Raw genomic sequence first — 17,318 nt, 5'->3', positions numbered from 1 at the left:
GCAGAGACGACGGAACGCGGCGGGTTGACTGTGCTGCATGTCCACGCCCGCCATCCCGCCCGTCCTGATCGGCACCGGTCCCCTCTCCCCCGCAGAGGTGGTCTCCGTCGCGCGCCACGACGCGCGGGTCGCGCTCGGCGACGACGCCCGTGCGGCCATGACCGCCTCGCGCGCCGTCGTGGAGGCTCTGGCAGACGACCCCGCCCCGCACTACGGCGTCTCCACGGGGTTCGGAGCGCTCGCGACGACCTACATCGACCGCGATCGCCGCGCGCAGCTGCAGCTGAGCCTCGTCCGCTCGCACGCAGCGGGGTCCGGGCCGGAGGTCGAGCGCGAGGTGGTGCGCGCCCTCGCGCTGCTGCGCCTCTCGACGCTCGCCACCGGACGGACCGGCGCGCGTCCGGTCGTGGCCGAGACGTACGCCGCCCTGCTCAACGCCGGCATCACCCCCGTCGTCCGCGAGTACGGCTCGCTCGGCTGCTCGGGAGATCTCGCTCCCCTGGCGCACGTCGCGCTGGCGGCATGCGGCGAGGGAGACGTGCGGGTCCGCGACGGCGAGCTCGTTCCCGCCCTCCACGCGCTCGCCGATGCCGGCATCGAGCCCCTCGCGCTCCGTGAGAAGGAGGGCCTGGCGGTCATCAACGGCACCGACGGGATGCTCGGCCAGCTGCTGCTCGCGCTCGGCGACCTCGAGCTGCTGGTCGCGACGGCCGACGTCACCGCGGCCATGAGCGTCGAGGCGACGCTCGGCACCGATGCCGCGTTCGCCGCCGACCTGCAGCGCCTGCGGCCTCATCCCGGCATCGCGGCCTCCGCCGACAACATGCGCCGCGCGCTCGCTGAGTCGGCCATCGTGCGCAGCCACCGCGGCCCGGAGTGCACCCGGGTGCAGGACGCGTACTCGCTGAGGTGCGCACCGCAGGTGCACGGAGCCGTGCGCGACACGATGGCCCACGCGCGGGCGGTGGCGGAGCGCGAGCTGGCGTCCGCGGTCGACAACCCCGTGGTCACGCCCGACGGGCGCGTCGAGTCGAACGGCAGCTTCCACGGCGCGCCCGTCGGCTATGTGCTGGACTTCCTCGCCATCGCCGTCGCGGACCTCGCGAGCATCGCCGAGAGACGCATCGACCGGATGCTCGATCGCGCACGCAGCAACGGCCTGCCGCCCTTCCTCGCCCACGAGATCGGCGTCGACTCGGGACTGATGATCGCGCAGTACACCGCCGCGGGGATCGTCTCGGAGCTGAAGCGCCTCGCCATGCCGGCCTCGGTCGACTCGATCCCCTCGTCGGCGATGCAGGAGGACCACGTGTCGATGGGGTGGGCCGCGGCGCGCAAGCTGCGCACCGCCGTCGACGGCCTGACGCGCGTGATCGGCATCGAGCTGCTCACCGCCTCCCGCGCCCTCGCGCTGCGGGCGCCGCTGCGTCCGGCCGACGCCACGGCGGCGGCCGCGGGGGTCGTGGCCGCGGCGGCCGCCCCGGGACCCGACCGCTTCCTGGCGCCGGCCGTGGAGCAGGCCGTCGCCGCGGTGCGGTCGGGCGCGGTGCGCGACGCCGTGGAGGCGGCGATCGGACGGCTGGCGTGAGGGAGGCTCGTCCTGCGGGCATGCTGTGCTCGGGGGTGCGGGCTGTCGAGCGCGCAACGCAGGATCGGGCACGACGGGCAGGGCTGCTGAGGCCGCTCCGGCGCCGCCCCAGGCCGCCGATCCTGCGTTGTGCGCGGAGAGGACGGCTGCGGAAGCGGAAGAGAACGCGATCTCCCGCGGGGCGTGCGACGACGATCTCCGCAACGCCCGAAACGCGCATCGCGCCTGCGGCGTGCGGGACGAGCGCCGTCGAGCCCCGCGTCAGCGCGACGGGCGCGCCTCGCTCGGGATGGGCGGCGGCCTCGCCCGACACGACGAGCGGCAGGAAAGGGGCGGCCCCGTGGTCCGGGTCGGGCTCAGCCGGCGAGCGGGACGTCCACGCGCACCGGACCGGGCACCTCACGGGCGCCGACGCGCACCACGACGGCCCCGTCGACGACGGAGACCGAGGCGCCGTCCGCCGCGCGCGCCTCGTCCAGGCGCAGGGCGGACGCGTCGGCGTCGAGGCGCACGTCGGCCCCCTCCGGGGCGTCGACGAAGGCATGGGCCGTCGCCCCCGTGCGGGTCCACCGCACCCACGGCTCGTCCGACGGCCGCGCGGCGGAGGCGTCGAGGGGTCGCGAGCCGAAGATCGCGTCGCCGTTGCGCCCGTTCCACGCGCCGAGCCCCTCGAGGGTGCGCAGCTGCAGCGGCGTGATCCGCCCCGCGGCGGTCGGGCCGATGTTCAGCAGCAGGTTGCCGCCTCGCGACACCACGTCCACGAAGTGCCGGACGGCGCCCTCGGCGTCGAGCGAGTTGCGCTCGTCCTCGAGCTGGTTGTGCCCGAACGAGAAGCCGATGCCCCGGCAGTTCTCCCACATCCCGTGCTCCTGGCCGCGCCCCTGCTCGTACTCGCTGGTGCGGAAGTCCCAGTGGGTCTCCCCCCAGCGGTCGTTGGCGACGCCCTCCGGGCGCGACGCGTAGAAGCGGCGGAACAGCTCGGCCATGCTCTTGTCGCCGTCCGGCTTGCCGGCGTCGGGCCACTCGATGTCGCCCCAGAGGATCTCGGGACGGTAGCGCTCGATCAGATCGGCGACATGGTCGAACGCGTAGTCGGCGAAGGCCTTGTCGACGGGCCGCAGGCTGTCGTCGATGTCGCGGTCGATGGGCGGATGCCCGCTGAAGTTCCAGTCGAGCCCGCCGGAGTAGTAGACGCCGAACCGGATGCCCGCGCGCTCGGCCGCGGCGCGGAACTCCCCGACGAGATCGCGTCGCGGACCGCGTGCGACGGTGTTGCGGTCGCCGGTGCCCGGCGCGTCCCACAGGGTGATCCCGTCGTGGTGCTTCGTCGTCGGGATCACGTAGCGCGCGCCCGTCGCCTTCACCACCGCCATGAACGCGTCCGCGTCGAACTCCTCCGCGCGCCACTGGTCGAGGAAGTCGTCGTACGGCGCTCCGCCGTGGGCCTCCTGCTGGTGCTGCTGCGCCGGGCTGCCGTCGATGCGGATCGTGTTGTAGTACCACTCCGCGTAGGGGTTGTGCGCGAACCAGTACTCGCGCTCGAAGGTGCCGAGCGGTCCGATCGGCTCGGCCCAGGCGGGCACGGCGTAGGCGCCCCAGTGCACGAAGATGCCGAGCTTCGCGTCCCGGTACCACTCGGGGGTGTCGTGCTCGAACGCGCGATACGCCTCCGGCCGGACGGGTTCCTCTTTGAACATGGCCATGGTGCGGCTCGTCCTTTCTCTCTGGGTGATGGGTGGTGAGCCGGCGGTCAGCGACCGCCGAGGCCGGACGTCACGATGCCGCGCACGAGGTGCCGCTGCAGGACGATGAGCAGGATCGTCGTCGGCAGCATCGAGATCACGGAGGCCGCCATCAGCAGGTGCCACTGCGTTCCCTGCTGGCCGAAGAACTGCTGCAGGCCGAGGGGGATCGTGCCGAGGGTCGAGACGTCGTTGACGACGATGAGCGGCCACAGGAAGGAGTTCCAGTAGGCGACGAACGTGAACACGGCGAGGACGGCCAGCGACGGGCGGGCGAGCGGCAGCATGATCCGCAGGAAGGTGCCGACGGTGCCGGCGCCGTCGATCCGCGCGGCGTCCTCGAGCTCGCCGGGCACCGACAGGAAGAACTGCCGCAGCAGGAACGCGCCGAGCGCCGTGAACGCCCAGGGGACGATGAGGGCGGCGTAGCTGTCGACCCAGCCGAGTTCGCGGATCAGCACGAAGGCGGGCACGATGATGACCTCCTGCGGCAGCATCATCGTCGCCAGGAACACCATGAAGGTCGCGCCGCGACCGCGCCACGGCAGCCGCGCGAAGGCGTAGCCGGACAGCGCCGACACCGCGAGGGTGATGATCGTGCCGCCGACCGCCACCAGCAGGCCGTTGAGCAGGTATCGCCCGAACGGCGCGTACTCGAAGACCTCGAGGTAGTTGCCCCACTCGATGCTCGATCCCAGCAGCGAGGGCGGGGTGGAGAAGATCTCGTTCGCGGGCTTGAGGGACGTCGCCACCATGAAGATGAGCGGCGAGAGGAACAGCAGCGCGATCAGGCAGAGCAGCGTGTAGCCGACGGCGGCACGGAGGCGCCGGGTGCCGCGGTGCGGGACGACGACGTCAGTCATAGTGCACCCACTTCTTCTGTCCGAGGAACTGCACGGCGGTCACGCCGAGGATGATCACGAACAGCACGAACGCCGCCGCCGACGCGAGCCCCAGCTGCTGGAACGTGAACCCCTGCGTGTAGATGAACTGGACGAGCGTCATGGTCGAGTTGCCCGGCCCGCCCTTGGTCATGATGTACGGCTGGATGAACACCTGGAACGACGTGATCAGCGTCATCGTCGTGGCGAAGAACAGGGACGGCGAGATGAGCGGCAGCTTGATGCGCCAGAACGTGGTCCACGCGTTCGCGCCGTCGAGCGCGGCCGCCTCGAGCTGGTTCTCCGGCACGGAGTCGAGGGCCGAGGAGAACACGATCATGTTGTAGCCGAAGCCCTGCCACACGCTCATCACGACCACGGCGATCATCGCCCAGTTCGGGTCGCTCAGGAAGGCCGGCGCCGGCACCCCGAAGATCGTCTGCACCGTGCCGTCGATCGCTCCGCCCGGCTGATACATGAGGCGCCACACGACGGCGTTCGCGACGATGGGGGTCACGGTCGGCAGGAAGAAGATGACGCGGAAGATCTGCCGGTGCCGGATCTTCGGCGACAGCCACGCCGCCATGCCGAGCGAGACGATCAGGTTCAGCGGCAGGTACAGCACCACGAACAGGACGGTGTTGCCCAGCGCGGCGCGGAACGTGGGGTCGCCGAACAGGGTCTGGAAGTTCGCGGCCCCCGTCCACTCGGCGGTGCCGATCATGGGCCAGTCGTGGAAGCTCATCACGAGGGCCATGCCGATCGGCACGAGGGTGAACAGGGCGAGGCCGAGCGCGTGCGGCGCGGCGAACGCGGGGCCCCAGGGGTTCCGCCTGCGGCGCCGCCAGGGGACTCGCGTCCCCGGCGGCACCGTCAGGGTGGCCGTCGCGTTGTCGGTCGGGGCGGTCATGCGGGGACGCCGCTCATCCGCCGAGCTGGCTCGCCATGTCGGCGAGGACCTCGGCGGCGGGCCGGTCGCCGTTCACCGCCTGCGGGCCGTACTGGGCGAGCAGCTGGTTGAACTTGTCGCTGAGCGCGCTGCCGGGCAGCGGCACCGAGCTGGCGGACGCGCTCTCGAGGCTCGCGTCCGCTCCCTCGATCCCCGCGTTGTCGAACCAGAGCGGCTGCTGCGCGGTGCGGGCGGGAAGCGCGCGTCCCTGCGCGGCCAGCTCCCCCAGCACGTCCTCCGAGGTCATCGCCGTGATGGCCTCGAAAGCGGCCTCCGGCTCCTCGCAGGTGCTGGAGATCCCGAAGCCGCTGCCCGCCGAGAAGGTCGCCTGTCCGGATGCTCCCGCGGGGATGGTGGCGACGCCGACCTCGAAGTCGGCCTTCGTGGCGATGTCGATGAGCTGCCACGGGCCGGCGACCATCGACGCCGCGCTGCCGTTCATGAAGGCGTTGTCGTCGGCGCTGGGGTCGGCCCCGTCCGCGCGCGTCGCCTTGCCGTCCTGCACGAGGCCGGCGATCCAGTCGACGCCCTCGGCGAACTCTGGCGACGTGAGATCGTAGGCGCCGTCCTCGGCGAGCACGCGGCCGCCGTTGTACGCGAGCACGCTCGACTGGATGTAGAGGTCCTCGATGCTCGCCGCGAAGGCCACCTGCCCGTCGGCGTCGAGCGCGTCGGCCGCGGCCTCGAACTCTTCGACGCTCCAGCCGGGCTCCGGCTCGTCCACGCCCGCGGCGGCGAAGGCGTCGCGGTTGTAGAAGAGGACCAGGGGGCCGGTGTCGTAGGGGATCGCGTAGTGCACGCCGTCGAGCGCGAGCGCGTCGAGGGCACCGGCGTCGAACGCGTCGATGTCGAAGTCCGTCGACTCGACCAGGTCGTCGAGCGGCAGCAGCCCGTCGCTGAACTGGTTGAGGCGCAGGCTCTGCATCGTGACGATGCACGGCGCGTTCGAGGTGCCGAGCTGCGTGGACAGCTTCGTCCAGTAGTCGGCGAACGGCGAGCCCTGCAGCGAGACGTCGAGGCCCGCCGCCTCGCCGCCGGCGGACGCGACGCTCTCCCAGGCCTGCTGGTCCTGCGTCGACCCGATCCACATCGACCAGACGAGCGAGTCTCCCCCGCCGCCGGCGTCGCCGGAGCATCCGGCGAGTGCGAGCGCGCTCGCGGCAACAGCAGCCACCGCTGCGGAACGTGCTTTCATGGCATCTCCTTTGATTGAGCCCCTCCCCGGACCGATGGCCGGGTGGTGTGCGGGTTCTCGCGCCAGGGCGATCTAATCATCCGATGTCTGAGCTGTCAAACGCCGCCAGATGATCGGCTATCGCCTCATTTCCTATGAAAAATCAGACCTCTCACGTCGCCGGGCGCAGGCGGAGTCCCGCCATCCCGCCGTCGACCTCGAGGATCGTGCCCGTCGTCGACCCGGCCCCGGGGCTGGCGAGATAGGCCACCGCGTCGGCGACCTCCTCGGGGCGCACGAGCCGCCCGTGCGGCTGGCGCGCCTCCAGCGCGGCGCGCTCGGCGGCGGGGTCCTCGGCGCTGTCCAGCAGGCGCGTGACCCACGGGGTCTCGGCCGTGCCGGGGCTGACCCCGTTCACCCGGATGCCCTCGCGGACGTGGTCGGCCGCCATCTGGAGTGTGAGCGAGCGCAGCGCGCCCTTGCTCGCGCCGTAGAGCGCGCGTCCGGGGAGACCCGCGCCCGCCGCGATCGAGCACATGTTGACGATGGCCGCCGCGCGGGACCGTCGCAGCCAGGGCAGGGCCGCGCGCGACACCCGCACCGGCCCCAGGACGTTGACCTCGAACACGCGCCGCCACTCGTCGTCGTCGTTGTCCTCGATCGTGCCCTGCGCGCCGATGCCCGCGTTGTTGACCACCACGTCGATGCCGCCATGGCGCTCCGCCACCGCCGCGACGGCCGCGCGCACGGCGTCGTCATCGGAGACGTCGACCGCGTGATGACCCGGCTCGCCCGTGGCGGTGCGGTCGAACACCGCCACCGTCGCGCCATCGGCGCGCAGGCGCGCGGCGATCGCCGCGCCGATTCCGGACGCGCCGCCCGTCACGATCGCCGTGAGCCCCTCGAACGCGCTCATCGCACCACCTGCCGCTGTCGACCGAGCCCCTCGATCTCGAGCTCCACGACGTCGTCGGGGGCGAGGTAGGGGAAGCGTCCCGAGAGGGCGACGCCCTCCGGCGTGCCGGTGAGGATCAGGTCCCCCGGCTCGAGCACCAGGAACTGACTGAGCCGGTACACGATCTCGTCGACGCCGAAGATCATGTCGGCCGTCGAGGAGTCCTGTCGCGGCTCGCCGTTCACCCAGCTGCGGATGCGCAGCCGGTCCGGATCGACCTCGTCCGCCGTGACGAGCCAGGGGCCGACCGGCGAGAACCCGGGGAAGGCCTTGCCCTTGCTCCATTGGCCGCCGGACCGCTCGATCTGCCAGGCGCGCTCCGAGAGGTCGTTGGCCGTGACGTAGCCGGCGATGTGCGCGCGGGCCTCGGCGACCGATCCGAGGTAGCTCGCCCGCCGGCCGATGACGACGCCGAGCTCGACCTCCCAGTCGGTCTTCTCGCTGCCCGGAGGCAGGGCGACGTCGTCGAACGGCCCCGCGACGGTGTTGGCCGTCTTGAGGAAGACCACGAGGTCGCTCGGCGGCTCGGCGCCCGACTCGGCGGCGTGCGCCGCATAGTTCATGCCGATGCAGACGATCGATCCGGGGCGGGCGATCGGAGCACCGAGACGCGCGCCCGCGCCGGTGATCTCGGGCAGCTCGCCTGCCGCGATCCGTGCGGCGAGCCCCGGCAGCGTGCGGGCGATGAACTCCGCGTCGATGTCGTCCGCGATCACCGACAGGTCGAGCAGGCGACCGTCCTCGGCGACGACGACGGGGCGTTCCGCGCCGCGCTCGCCGGTGCGGGCAAGTCTCATGACTTCTCCTTTGAACATCCGAGCTATACGCCCCTCAGAGGGCGTCCACTTGCTTGAGCGTAGCATTTGACGCCATATAGGTCTGATGTTTAGATGTCCGCAGGAGGACCAATGACGATCATCACCTCGGTCGAGACCGCGGACATCCGCTTCCCGACGTCGACCAGCCTCGACGGCTCGGACGCCATGAACCCCGACCCCGACTACTCCGCCGCCTACGTCGTCGTGCACACGGACGCGGGCGACGGACTGGAGGGACACGCGTTCGCGTTCACCATCGGACGTGGCAACGACGTCCAGGTCGCGGCGATCGAGCTCCTGGCCGACCACCTCGTCGGCCGCGACGCGGAGATGCTGCTGGACGACATGGGGTCGACCTGGAAGCTGCTCGCCCACGACTCGCAGCTGCGCTGGCTCGGGCCGGAGAAGGGCGTGATGCACATGGCGATCGGCGCGGTCGTGAACGCGCTGTGGGATCTCAAGGCCAAGCGCGCCGGCCAGCCGTTGTGGCGGCTGCTGGCGCGCATGACGCCCGAGCAGCTGGCCGACCTCGTCGACTACCGCTACCTGTCCGACGCCCTCACCCGCGACGAGGCCGTCCGCATCCTCCGTGATGCCGAGCCGGGACGGGCGGAACGCGAGCGCCTGCTGCTCGAGCGCGGCTACCCGGCCTACACCACGAGCCCGGGCTGGCTCGGGTACTCCGACGAGAAGCTCGAGCGCCTCTGCCGCGAGGCGGTCGCCGACGGCTTCGGCCAGATCAAGCTCAAAGTGGGCGGCGACCTGGCCGACGACGTCCGGCGCATGCGGATCGCGCGTCGCACCGTCGGCGAGGGCTTCCCGATCGCGATCGACGCGAACCAGCGCTGGGACGTCGCCGAGGCGATCGAGTGGGTGGGGGCGCTGCGCGAGTACGACATCGCCTGGGTGGAGGAGCCGACGAGCCCCGACGACGTGCTCGCGCATGCCGCGATCGCCCGGGAGATCGCCCCGATCCCCGTCGCGACCGGAGAGCACGCCCACAACCGCGTCATGGTGAAGCAGTTCCTGCAGGCGCAGGCCCTCCAGGTGCTGCAGATCGACGCCGCCCGCGTCGGCGGCGTCAACGAGAACGTCGCGAACCTGCTGCTGGCGGCGAAGTTCGGCATCCGGGTCTGTCCCCACGCCGGCGGCGTCGGCCTGTGCGAGGCGGTGCAGCATCTGTCGATGTTCGACTTCGTCGCCGTGTCGGGCACCACCGAGGGGCGCATGATCGAGTTCGTGGACCATCTGCACGAGCACTTCGTCACCCCGACGGTGATCGAGGGCGGCAGCTACACGGCTCCGACCGCGCCGGGCGCCGGCACGCAGATGCACGCGGCGTCGGTCGAGGAGTACCGGTGGACGGCCGAGCGGGCGACGGCATGATCGACCGCCTCGGCCTCGGCGCCGCCTCGATCGGCAACCTCTACCGCGAGGTCGCCGAGCACGACGCAGAGGCGGTGCTCACCGCCGCCTGGGACGAGGGGGTGCGGTACTACGACACCGCGCCCCACTACGGGCTGGGGCTCAGCGAACGACGCTTGGGCCGGTTCCTCCGGGCCAAGCCGCGCGACGCGTTCCGCGTCTCGACGAAGGTCGGCCGCCTGCTCGTCCCCAACCCGGGCGCACGCGGCGGGACGGACGAGGCGAACGGCTTCGTCGTGCCCGACGACCTCACGCGCGTCTACGACCCGAGCGAGTCGGGCGTCCGACGCAGCCTCGACACCTCGCTGGAGCGGCTCGGCCTCGACCGCGTCGACACGCTCTTCCTGCACGACCCCGACGTCTACGACCTCGACGAGGGACTGCGGCTCGGCCTTCCCGCCCTCGCAGCGCTGCGGGAGGAGGGGGTCGTGTCGCAGATCGGCATCGGCGTGAACAGCGCCGCCGCCGCGGCACGCGCCGTGCGCGAGGGCGACCTCGACGTGGTGATGATCGCCGGCCGGTACACGCTGCTCGAGCAGCCGGCGCTCGACGAGCTGCTGCCGCTGTGCCAGGAACGCGGCGTGCGCGTCGTCGCGGTCGCCGTGTTCAACTCGGGCCTGCTCGCCTCCGCCGATCCCGCTCGCGCGCACTACAACTACGGCGAGGTCCCGGCGGAGCTGCTGGCGCGCACCGAGCGGCTGCGGCAGGTGTGCTCCCGGTTCGGGGTCGCGCTGCCCGCCGCGGCGATCCAGTATCCGCTGCGGCACCGGGCGGTCGACACCGTGGTGGTCGGCACCGCACGGGCGTCGGCGCTGCGCGAGAACATCCGACATCTGCAGACGCCCGTGCCGGACGACCTGTGGGCGGCGCTGCGCGACGAGGGCCTGCTGCCGTGAGGCCGAGCAGCCTCCCGACGCCGCTGGCTCAGCGCACCGGATCGAGGCCGTAGACGCGGGTCGCGGTGCCGGACGCCACCGCCGGCCACCCGTCGCCGGCCGCCTCGCGCACGAGCCCGATCCACTCCTCCGACGTGACGTCGCCGCCGACGCTCACAGGCCAGTCCGTGCCGAACAGGCAGCGATCCGGTCCGAACAGGTCGATCGCCGCCGCGAGGAACCCCGGCGCCTCCGTTCGGAGCACGCCCGCGCTCGGCGCCTCGGCCCGCAGCCCGGAGAGCTTGACCGCGAGGCCGTCGACCCGGGCCAGCGCACGCATCCGCTCGAGCCAGTCGCGTCCCGCCTGCGAGCCCAGCCCGGCCCCCACCGGCGGTTTGCCGAGGTGGTCCAGCACGAGCGGCGCGCCCTCGACCCCCGCCGTGGCGACGAGGCGTCTCAGCGCCTCGAGCTGCGTCCAGCGCACGCAGGCGTCGAACACCAGGCCCTCGTGGGCCACCCGCCGCAGCCCCTCGGCCAGGCGCGGGTCGGCGAGACGCTCGTCGTCGAGCCCCTGCAGCAGGTGGCGCACGCCGCGGACCAGCGGCCGCGCGCGGAGGGCGTCGAGCCGCGCGGGAAGCGCGGACGCGTCCAGCTCCGCGTCCGCCACGATGCCGAGCAGCCCGGGCCACTCCAGCGACGCGACCCAGTCGGCCTCGACCTCGGGCGCGGCCGAGGCGTCGGCCTCGACGAAGACCCACCCGTCGACGCCGCCGGACGCGCCGTCGATCTCGGGCGGCAGGTGAGCGCTCCCGAGCGGGTCGCCCTCGAGCCAGGGGTAGGACAACGCGGCCGGGTCCCACACGTGCACGTGCGCGTCGACGACGCGCACGTCGCCGCCCCCGTCAGGCATCCCGCTGCGCCGCGAGGGTCCAGACGAGCGACAGCGGCGCGGTGCCCGGCTCGCCGTCGGCGTCGCGGAAGAGCTCCACATAGGGGCCGATGACGGCCTGCCATGCGCGGTCGGCCGGGTCGTCTCGCAGGGCGGCCGCGGCGGCGTCCCAGTCGTCGCACTCGACCAGGTGGAACAGCCGGTGGCCGGAGCGCCAGATGGCCCAGTCGCGGATCCCGATCCGGGCGAACGTGTCGACCAGGTCGTCGGGGATCCGGGCGTGGTTCGCGACGTACCCCTCGATCGCCCCGTCGCGGATCTCGGAGTGCAGCGCGACGCGCATCATCGCGCCTTCCTCAGCCAGTGCTCGACGCCCGAGACGTGAGCGATCATCAGCGCCTCCGCGAGCTCGCCGTCGCGTTGGCGGAGCGCCTGAACGATCGCGCGGTGCTCGTCGAGCGTGCGCTCGACCGATCCGCCCTGGGTGATCCCCCGCCAGACGCGTGCCCTCACCGTGTGGCTCGACAGCGAGTCGATCAGGTTCGCGAGGTAGGCGTTGCCGGACGACTGCGCGATGCGGCTGTGGAACTCGATGTCGTGGGCCACGAGGCCCTCGATGTCGGCGTCGTCCTCGAGCGCGGCGATGAGCGCCTCGATGCCGTCCAGCTGGTCGTCCGCGATCGCGCCGCTCGCCAGCGCGGCCGCCTTCGGCTCCAGGATGCGCCGCACCGCGAGGATCTCGAGGATGGAGTCGTCCTGATGCAGGTCGACCACGAACGACATCGCCTCCAGCAGCAGCTGAGGCTGCAGGCTCGTGACATAGGTGCCGTCGCCGCGACGCACGTCCAGGACGCGGATGACCTCGAGCGCCTTCACGGCCTCGCGCAACGAGCTGCGCGAGAGGCCGAGCTTGTCGCTCAGCTCCTTCTCGGGCGGCAGACGATCGCCGGGGCCGAGCTCGCCGGACACGATCATGCCCTTGATCTTCAGGATCGCCTCATCGGTCACCGCCATGCCGGCCATCCTAATCATTGATCGGATGTCTGCGAGCGGCGTCTCCCGCTCGGCGGAACGATCCGCCCCGCCGGCGGCACCGGGCACGGTGCGCGAGCGCGACGCCGGGGCGCGGGCAGGCAAGCCCGGCGTCGACGATCGCGACGCGTGATCGGATGTCTCGCCGTGTCCGCGTTCGCGATGTGCGACGGCGCCGTGTGCGCCGCCCGGTTCGTGTACTGCATCGACGCGCACTGCAATAAGGCCAAGGCCGCCGGGTCCGTGGTCAGAGGTGCCGTCCGAGGAAGGACGTGATGTCACCGAACATGGCCGCCTCCTCCTCGGGGAGAGCCACCGTGTGGGTCATGATGTACTCCCGCGCGAGAGCCGGGCTGCCTGCCGAGACGATCGCACGGCACACCTCATGCCCACCCATCGCCACCTCGTCGTATGCCGCGATCGCCGCGAACGTCGGGGGCATTCCGGGCAGGGTCGACGCCATGCCAGGCGACACCCACGGCGAGTCCGCGTCGACCACGGCACCGAGATAACCCCGCAGTTGCCGCTGTCGCGCGGACCATGCCACCGGGTTGCGACGCAGACCGCCCGGCGCATCGTTGAGGAGCATCGACGGCACGATCAGCGCGAGCGCCGCCAGCGGGTGTGCGGGGTTGGCACGTCCGTCAGCCATCGCGGCGGCCGTGACGATGTTCGACCCCGACGACGTGCCGACGAGTGCGATGCGCGCGGGATCGACATCGTGGCCGATCGCCTCGGCGAGCGATCCGTCCCTGAGATCCCGCAACACGCACATCACGTCGACGATCGCCGCGGGGAACGGATGCTCCGGCGCCAACCGGTGATCGACGTTCAACACCGTCGCTCCCGTGGTGGACGCCAGCGCGTCGATCAGCAGGGCATCCACCTGATCGGACGCCGCCCCACCGCCCATCCAGAACGCACCGCCGTGGAGACGCACGATCACGGCACCCGACGCGGTCTCTGGCCTCGTGACCGACACGCGGACGACCTCCCCGGCACTGTGTCCCGGGAAAGCCTCGACGCCGTCCGGCAGGCCTCCGGCGAGATCGCCGAGCTCGTCGGCCGCCGTGACGTTCACACGCAGTTCTCCGCGGATGAGAGGCACGGCACCGGGCAGAAGATCCCGCAGGGAGACGCCGAACAGGCGCGAGGCCGCGCGGTCGACGATGGCGCGACGCGCGACAGCTGCAGCATCCGCGATCGCGCGGGCGGCCACGACACGGCGCCGCCACGACTCCGCCGACTCGCCGACGTCTCTCGCGAACGGAGGCTCTCCGTCGTGCTCATCGACCCGCTCGGACCTCACCGCGTCGAGGAGCCGCTGCAGTCTCGCATCGGGGACGATCACGTCGTCACTCCCGTTACGAGGGTAGGAGCGAGCAGGACGCGTTCCAGGGGCGACGTGCCGTCTCTCATCAGCGCCATCAACCGTTCGGCGCCGAGACGCCCCGACTCGACGAGCGGCTGGTGCACGGTGGTCAGGCCGAGCGCCTCGACGAGGTCGCCGCCGTCCCACCCCATGACGCCGATCCGATCCGGCACGCCTCTGCCCGTTTCGCGGAGGCCGGCCAGAATGCCTGCGGCGAGCGTGTCGTGCCCGGCGAGCACCCCCACCCGCCCGTCGCGCGAGATCGTCGCGATGACATCCGCCGCGATTCTGCCCGCCGCGACGTCCCCAGAGCGCGCCGTGAGCCGCTGCACGCGGTCATCGGAGATCCCGCGCGCAGCCAGGGCGCGCAGGAACCCGGAGAGTCGGCGCTTTCCCTGTGAGATGTAGTCGTTCGAGAGCTGCCCCTCCGTGACATACACGAACCGCTCGAACCCGCGCGCGATCAGATGCTCTGCGGCGAGATCCGTTCCGCGGGCCTCGTCCAACACCACCGACGAGAATCGCGGATGCGTCGAGTCGATCAGGACGATCGGCAGCTCGCGATCCAGGATGCGCTCCCCCAAGCCGGTGTCGACCGGGACGCCCATGATCACGAGCCCGTCCAGTCCGCCGGAGAAGGGCAGGGCGGCGAGCCGGGGCGAGGGAGAACGGCTGGCGGACGGATGGTCGAAGACGACGACGTCGGTGCGATCGGCTCCGAACACCTCGAGGATGCCGTTGAGCCGCATCCCGTAGGAAGGATAGGCGCGGAAGGGCGCGATGATGCCGAGCTTCCTGCGCGCCCTCGGCGTGTTCGCGTTGGCCGCCGCGTGCGGCACGTAGCCGAGCCGATCCGCGGCTTCCAGGACCCGACCGCGCGTCTCCGCGGCGACGCGACTCGGCCGGTTCATGGTGTTGGACACGGTCGCGATCGAGACCCGGGCTTCCTCCGCGACGTGGCGGATCGTCACCGCGCGGGTCATGCGACGTACCGCTCGGCCTGGAGGGAGCGACGGCGCTGCACGGACGGGTCCGGAATCGGGGCCGCGTCGAGCAGCGAGCGTGTGTACGCGTGCTGCGGGTCCAGAATGACCTCCTGCGCCGTCCCCTGTTCGACGATGGCCCCGCGGTGCATGACCGCGATGTCGTCGCAGAAGCTGCGCACGACCGACAGATCGTGCGAGATGAACAGATAAGCGATGCAGAGATCCTTTTGGAGTTCGGAGAGCAGTTCCAGCACCTGCTCCTGGATCGTCAGGTCCAGCGCGCTCACGGGCTCGTCGCAGACGATGAGCTCAGGCTGCAGCACAATCGCCCGCGCGATCGCCACGCGCTGCCGCTGACCGCCCGAGAACTGTGCCGGATAACGTTCGGCGGCCGTCTCCGGCAGCCCCACGCGGGCGAGCGCGTCCCTGACAATCGTCCTCGCTGCGGCGGCCGATCTGCCGTGGCCGAGGACGAGCGGCTCGGCGAGCGTCGATCCGATCGTGCGCACGGGGTTCAGCGAGCCGTACGGGTCCTGGAAGATAATCTGCGCCCGGGCGCTGAGCTGGCGACGACGGCTACGCGACGCTCCGACGAGGTCCTCGTCGCCCAGCATGATGCTGCCCGCGGACGGTGTGACGAGACCGACGATGGCATTGCCCACGCTCGACTTGCCCGACCCAGACTCTCCAATGAGCCCCAGGGTTCGCCCGCGGAAGATGTCGAGATCGATGCCGGAGACGGCCGTGGTGCGCGTCGACCTCCTCCGCGCGTCGCGGCCCTCGTACTCGATCTCGAGCCCCCGCACCGCGACGAGGCGTTCCGTGAGAGGCCGCAGGGAACGCACATCGAGGCGGGCCGGATCGGCGGCCAGCATCGCACGGGTATGAGGATGCTCCGGCATCGTGAAGACATCGTGAGCGGACGCCTGTTCGACGATCTCGCCGTCGCGCAGCACGATGACGCGGTCGGCGATGTCGGCGACCACGCCCCAGTCGTGGGTCACCAGCAGAAGCGACATCGAGTCCTCCTGCTCGCGGAGGCGGTGCAACAGTGCCAGGATCTCCGCCTGCACGGTCACGTCGAGCGCGGTCGTCGGCTCGTCGGCGATCAGGATCTTCGGACGCGCGCTCAGGGCCGCTGCGATGACGATCCGCTGCGCCATGCCTCCCGAGAGCTGGTGCGGATAGCGGCGCGCGACGGCCTGTGGGTCCGCGATCTGGACGCGCTCGAGCAGCGAGATCGCCTCGGCACGGGCCGCCCTCGTGCCGCTCCCCTGGTGCAGGCGGACGAGCTGGGCGAGGAGATCGCCGACGCGCATCGACGGGTCGAGCGACGGCTGGGGGTCTTGGGTGATGTATCCGAACAGTCTGGTGCGCAGGCGACGCATGGTCGCCTCATCCCCAGCGACGACCTCCGTGCCGTCGACGACGATCCTGCCGGCGACGACACGCGTCCCGCGGCTGAGGCCGAGCAACGCCAGGGAGGTGACCGACTTGCCGGAGCCCGACTCGCCGACGAGGCACAGCGTCTCGCCGCGCTCGACGCGGAACGACACGTTCTCCACGAGCGTCGTGGACCCGGCGGGGCCGTCGACGACGATCGTCAGGCCGATGACCTCGAGCATCGCCTCTGAGATCACGCCCCTCGCCGGCGTCTGCGACGCGGCCGCGCGGCCCCCGTGGCGCGCGCGATGCCGTTTGCGTGACGAACCGGTCCACCGCTCCGCGACGGCATCGCGCACGCTGTCGCCCACCAGCATGATCGACATGATCGTGACGATGATGACGGCCCCGGTGGGGATCAACAGCCACGGGCCCCGGGTGATGTTCTCGCTTGCGGTCTGAACCATGTTGCCCCAGCTCGGTGCGGGCAGCTGCACGCCGAACCCCAGGTATCCGAGCCCCGTCTCCGAGGTGATGACGACGCCCGAGAACACCGTCGCCTGCACGATGATCGGCCCGGCGAGACGGGGCAGCACGTGGCGGACGGTGATCTGCGTCTCGGTCAGCCCCATGGTGCGCGCGCCGCGCACGAACAACTCGCCGCGCACGGTTCGGGTCGTGCCGCGCACGACCCGGATGAGCAGAGGACTCGTCAGCACGCCGAGTGCCGCCATCGCCACGGCCATGTTGCCGGGCAGGATGGACAGGGTCACCAGCAGGATGATGAACGCCGGAACGCTGAGCAGCACCTCCGCCAGCCGAGTGACGATCACGTCCACGATGCCGCGGGACATCCCGGCCGCGAGGCCGAGAGTGACGCCCACGGCGAGGAAGACGGCGAGCGCCTCGACGACGCCGACGAGCGTGACCCGGCCCCCGTACAGCAGGCGGGAGAGGACATCGCGTCCCAGGTCATCGGTGCCGAGCGGGTGCAGGAGCGTGGGGCCGGAGAGCATGTGGGCCAGGTCCTGCTGCGTGGGCGAGAACGGCGCCACCCAGGGAGCCAGCGTCACCGCGACGACAAGGACCAGGATGAGGGATCCGCAGACCACGAACTGCGCGCGCCCCAGCAGGAGCCGCCACAGCGGTTGGACGGCGCGGGTGTCGCGCGGCACACGCACCGCCTCGGTGCGGTCCTCGGCGAACGACGACGAAGCACCGCCGACCTCGACGCGGTCTGGGCTCATCG

16 protein-coding genes are annotated in these 17,318 nt (G+C 71.7%); 4 read left to right on the top strand and 12 right to left on the bottom strand.

What is annotated here, in order from left to right:
• Positions 1 to 37: 37 nt before the first annotated feature.
• Entirely contained in the window at positions 38 to 1,588 is a 1,551-nt protein-coding gene (hutH, locus tag K5S26_RS11255; protein ID WP_221858082.1) for a histidine ammonia-lyase, read from the top strand.
• Positions 1,589 to 1,944: 356 nt separating this feature from the next.
• On the opposite strand, the gene K5S26_RS11250 is transcribed toward hutH, so the two are convergent.
• The 6 genes from K5S26_RS11250 to K5S26_RS11225 all read right to left on the bottom strand — a co-directional run bounded on the left by K5S26_RS11250 (position 1,945) and on the right by K5S26_RS11225 (position 8,086).
• Positions 1,945 to 3,291, bottom strand: a complete 1,347-nt coding sequence (locus tag K5S26_RS11250) for an alpha-L-fucosidase (protein WP_221858081.1) — start codon at positions 3,289 to 3,291, stop codon at positions 1,945 to 1,947.
• Between the two features lie 47 nt (positions 3,292 to 3,338).
• Positions 3,339 to 4,193 carry a carbohydrate ABC transporter permease gene (locus K5S26_RS11245; protein ID WP_221858080.1) on the bottom strand — a complete coding sequence of 285 codons (855 nt, stop codon included), beginning with the start codon at positions 4,191 to 4,193 and terminating at the stop codon, positions 3,339 to 3,341.
• Positions 4,186 to 5,121, bottom strand: a complete 936-nt coding sequence (locus K5S26_RS11240) for a carbohydrate ABC transporter permease (RefSeq protein WP_221858079.1) — start codon at positions 5,119 to 5,121, stop codon at positions 4,186 to 4,188. The genes K5S26_RS11245 and K5S26_RS11240 overlap by 8 nt, the downstream gene beginning before the upstream one ends.
• A gap of 13 nt (positions 5,122 to 5,134) precedes the next feature.
• Complete coding sequence (locus tag K5S26_RS11235; protein WP_221858078.1) at positions 5,135 to 6,355, bottom strand: ABC transporter substrate-binding protein; 1,221 nt, start codon at positions 6,353 to 6,355, stop codon at positions 5,135 to 5,137.
• Positions 6,356 to 6,506: 151 nt separating this feature from the next.
• A complete protein-coding gene (locus K5S26_RS11230) occupies positions 6,507 to 7,250 on the bottom strand; it encodes an SDR family NAD(P)-dependent oxidoreductase (protein ID WP_221858077.1) in 744 nt (247 codons plus the stop codon).
• Positions 7,247 to 8,086 (bottom strand): fumarylacetoacetate hydrolase family protein, encoded by an 840-nt coding sequence (locus K5S26_RS11225; RefSeq protein WP_221858076.1) that lies wholly within the window; start codon positions 8,084 to 8,086, stop codon positions 7,247 to 7,249. The genes K5S26_RS11230 and K5S26_RS11225 overlap by 4 nt, the downstream gene beginning before the upstream one ends.
• A gap of 111 nt (positions 8,087 to 8,197) precedes the next feature.
• Here K5S26_RS11225 and K5S26_RS11220 point away from each other — a divergent pair, with 111 nt between their 5' ends.
• Positions 8,198 to 9,493, top strand: coding sequence for an enolase C-terminal domain-like protein (locus tag K5S26_RS11220; protein ID WP_221858075.1), 1,296 nt, complete (start codon positions 8,198 to 8,200; stop codon positions 9,491 to 9,493).
• On the top strand, positions 9,466 to 10,428 hold the full coding sequence (locus tag K5S26_RS11215; RefSeq protein ID WP_308122921.1) for an aldo/keto reductase: 963 nt from the start codon (positions 9,466 to 9,468) through the stop codon (positions 10,426 to 10,428). Before K5S26_RS11220 ends, K5S26_RS11215 begins: the two co-directional genes overlap by 28 nt.
• Positions 10,429 to 10,456: 28 nt before the next feature.
• Here K5S26_RS11215 and K5S26_RS11210 read toward each other — a convergent pair whose 3' ends face one another.
• From K5S26_RS11210 to K5S26_RS11200, 3 genes are read right to left on the bottom strand one after another with little or no spacing between them, the layout of a single operon-like run.
• Positions 10,457 to 11,317: an amidohydrolase family protein gene (locus tag K5S26_RS11210; RefSeq protein WP_221858074.1), complete on the bottom strand. Its 861-nt coding sequence runs from the start codon at positions 11,315 to 11,317 to the stop codon at positions 10,457 to 10,459.
• Positions 11,310 to 11,642, bottom strand: a complete 333-nt coding sequence (locus K5S26_RS11205) for an L-rhamnose mutarotase (protein ID WP_246603906.1) — start codon at positions 11,640 to 11,642, stop codon at positions 11,310 to 11,312. The genes K5S26_RS11210 and K5S26_RS11205 overlap by 8 nt, the downstream gene beginning before the upstream one ends.
• On the bottom strand, positions 11,639 to 12,310 hold the full coding sequence (locus K5S26_RS11200) for a FadR/GntR family transcriptional regulator (RefSeq protein ID WP_221858073.1): 672 nt from the start codon (positions 12,308 to 12,310) through the stop codon (positions 11,639 to 11,641). Before K5S26_RS11200 ends, K5S26_RS11205 begins: the two co-directional genes overlap by 4 nt.
• 25 nt (positions 12,311 to 12,335) lie before the next feature.
• Between K5S26_RS11200 and K5S26_RS19000 the strand changes: the two genes are divergently transcribed.
• Positions 12,336 to 12,461 (top strand): hypothetical protein, encoded by a 126-nt coding sequence (locus K5S26_RS19000; RefSeq protein WP_281427252.1) that lies wholly within the window; start codon positions 12,336 to 12,338, stop codon positions 12,459 to 12,461.
• A gap of 114 nt (positions 12,462 to 12,575) precedes the next feature.
• Here the strand turns inward: K5S26_RS19000 and K5S26_RS18735 are convergent, their stop codons facing one another.
• From K5S26_RS18735 to K5S26_RS11185, 3 genes are read right to left on the bottom strand one after another with little or no spacing between them, the layout of a single operon-like run.
• Complete coding sequence (locus K5S26_RS18735; RefSeq protein ID WP_221858072.1) at positions 12,576 to 13,679, bottom strand: alpha/beta hydrolase fold domain-containing protein; 1,104 nt, start codon at positions 13,677 to 13,679, stop codon at positions 12,576 to 12,578.
• Entirely contained in the window at positions 13,676 to 14,683 is a 1,008-nt protein-coding gene (locus K5S26_RS11190) for a LacI family DNA-binding transcriptional regulator (RefSeq protein ID WP_221858071.1), read from the bottom strand. Before K5S26_RS11190 ends, K5S26_RS18735 begins: the two co-directional genes overlap by 4 nt.
• Complete coding sequence (locus tag K5S26_RS11185; protein ID WP_221858070.1) at positions 14,680 to 17,316, bottom strand: ABC transporter ATP-binding protein/permease; 2,637 nt, start codon at positions 17,314 to 17,316, stop codon at positions 14,680 to 14,682. Before K5S26_RS11185 ends, K5S26_RS11190 begins: the two co-directional genes overlap by 4 nt.
• Positions 17,317 to 17,318: the final 2 nt, after the last annotated feature.

The organism is Microbacterium marinilacus (assembly GCF_019753765.1).
Taxonomy (GTDB): domain Bacteria; phylum Actinomycetota; class Actinomycetes; order Actinomycetales; family Microbacteriaceae; genus Microbacterium; species Microbacterium marinilacus.
The sequence above is the reverse complement of the archived record's forward strand: the minus strand, read 5'-3'. Positions and strand labels throughout refer to the sequence as shown.

What these genes read in the sequence shown, in the direction of transcription:
- hutH (WP_221858082.1), top strand. Translation starts at nt 38, where the DNA reads ATGTCCACGCCCGCCATCCCGCCCGTCCTGATCGGCACCGGTCCCCTC.
- K5S26_RS11250 (WP_221858081.1), bottom strand. Translation starts at nt 3,291, where the DNA reads ATGGCCATGTTCAAAGAGGAACCCGTCCGGCCGGAGGCGTATCGCGCG.
- K5S26_RS11245 (WP_221858080.1), bottom strand. Translation starts at nt 4,193, where the DNA reads ATGACTGACGTCGTCGTCCCGCACCGCGGCACCCGGCGCCTCCGTGCC.
- K5S26_RS11240 (WP_221858079.1), bottom strand. Translation starts at nt 5,121, where the DNA reads ATGACCGCCCCGACCGACAACGCGACGGCCACCCTGACGGTGCCGCCG.
- K5S26_RS11235 (WP_221858078.1), bottom strand. Translation starts at nt 6,355, where the DNA reads ATGAAAGCACGTTCCGCAGCGGTGGCTGCTGTTGCCGCGAGCGCGCTC.
- K5S26_RS11230 (WP_221858077.1), bottom strand. Translation starts at nt 7,250, where the DNA reads ATGAGCGCGTTCGAGGGGCTCACGGCGATCGTGACGGGCGGCGCGTCC.
- K5S26_RS11225 (WP_221858076.1), bottom strand. Translation starts at nt 8,086, where the DNA reads ATGAGACTTGCCCGCACCGGCGAGCGCGGCGCGGAACGCCCCGTCGTC.
- K5S26_RS11220 (WP_221858075.1), top strand. Translation starts at nt 8,198, where the DNA reads ATGACGATCATCACCTCGGTCGAGACCGCGGACATCCGCTTCCCGACG.
- K5S26_RS11210 (WP_221858074.1), bottom strand. Translation starts at nt 11,317, where the DNA reads ATGCCTGACGGGGGCGGCGACGTGCGCGTCGTCGACGCGCACGTGCAC.
- K5S26_RS11205 (WP_246603906.1), bottom strand. Translation starts at nt 11,642, where the DNA reads ATGATGCGCGTCGCGCTGCACTCCGAGATCCGCGACGGGGCGATCGAG.
- K5S26_RS11200 (WP_221858073.1), bottom strand. Translation starts at nt 12,310, where the DNA reads ATGGCGGTGACCGATGAGGCGATCCTGAAGATCAAGGGCATGATCGTG.
- K5S26_RS19000 (WP_281427252.1), top strand. Translation starts at nt 12,336, where the DNA reads ATGTCTGCGAGCGGCGTCTCCCGCTCGGCGGAACGATCCGCCCCGCCG.
- K5S26_RS11190 (WP_221858071.1), bottom strand. Translation starts at nt 14,683, where the DNA reads ATGACCCGCGCGGTGACGATCCGCCACGTCGCGGAGGAAGCCCGGGTC.
- K5S26_RS11185 (WP_221858070.1), bottom strand. Translation starts at nt 17,316, where the DNA reads ATGAGCCCAGACCGCGTCGAGGTCGGCGGTGCTTCGTCGTCGTTCGCC.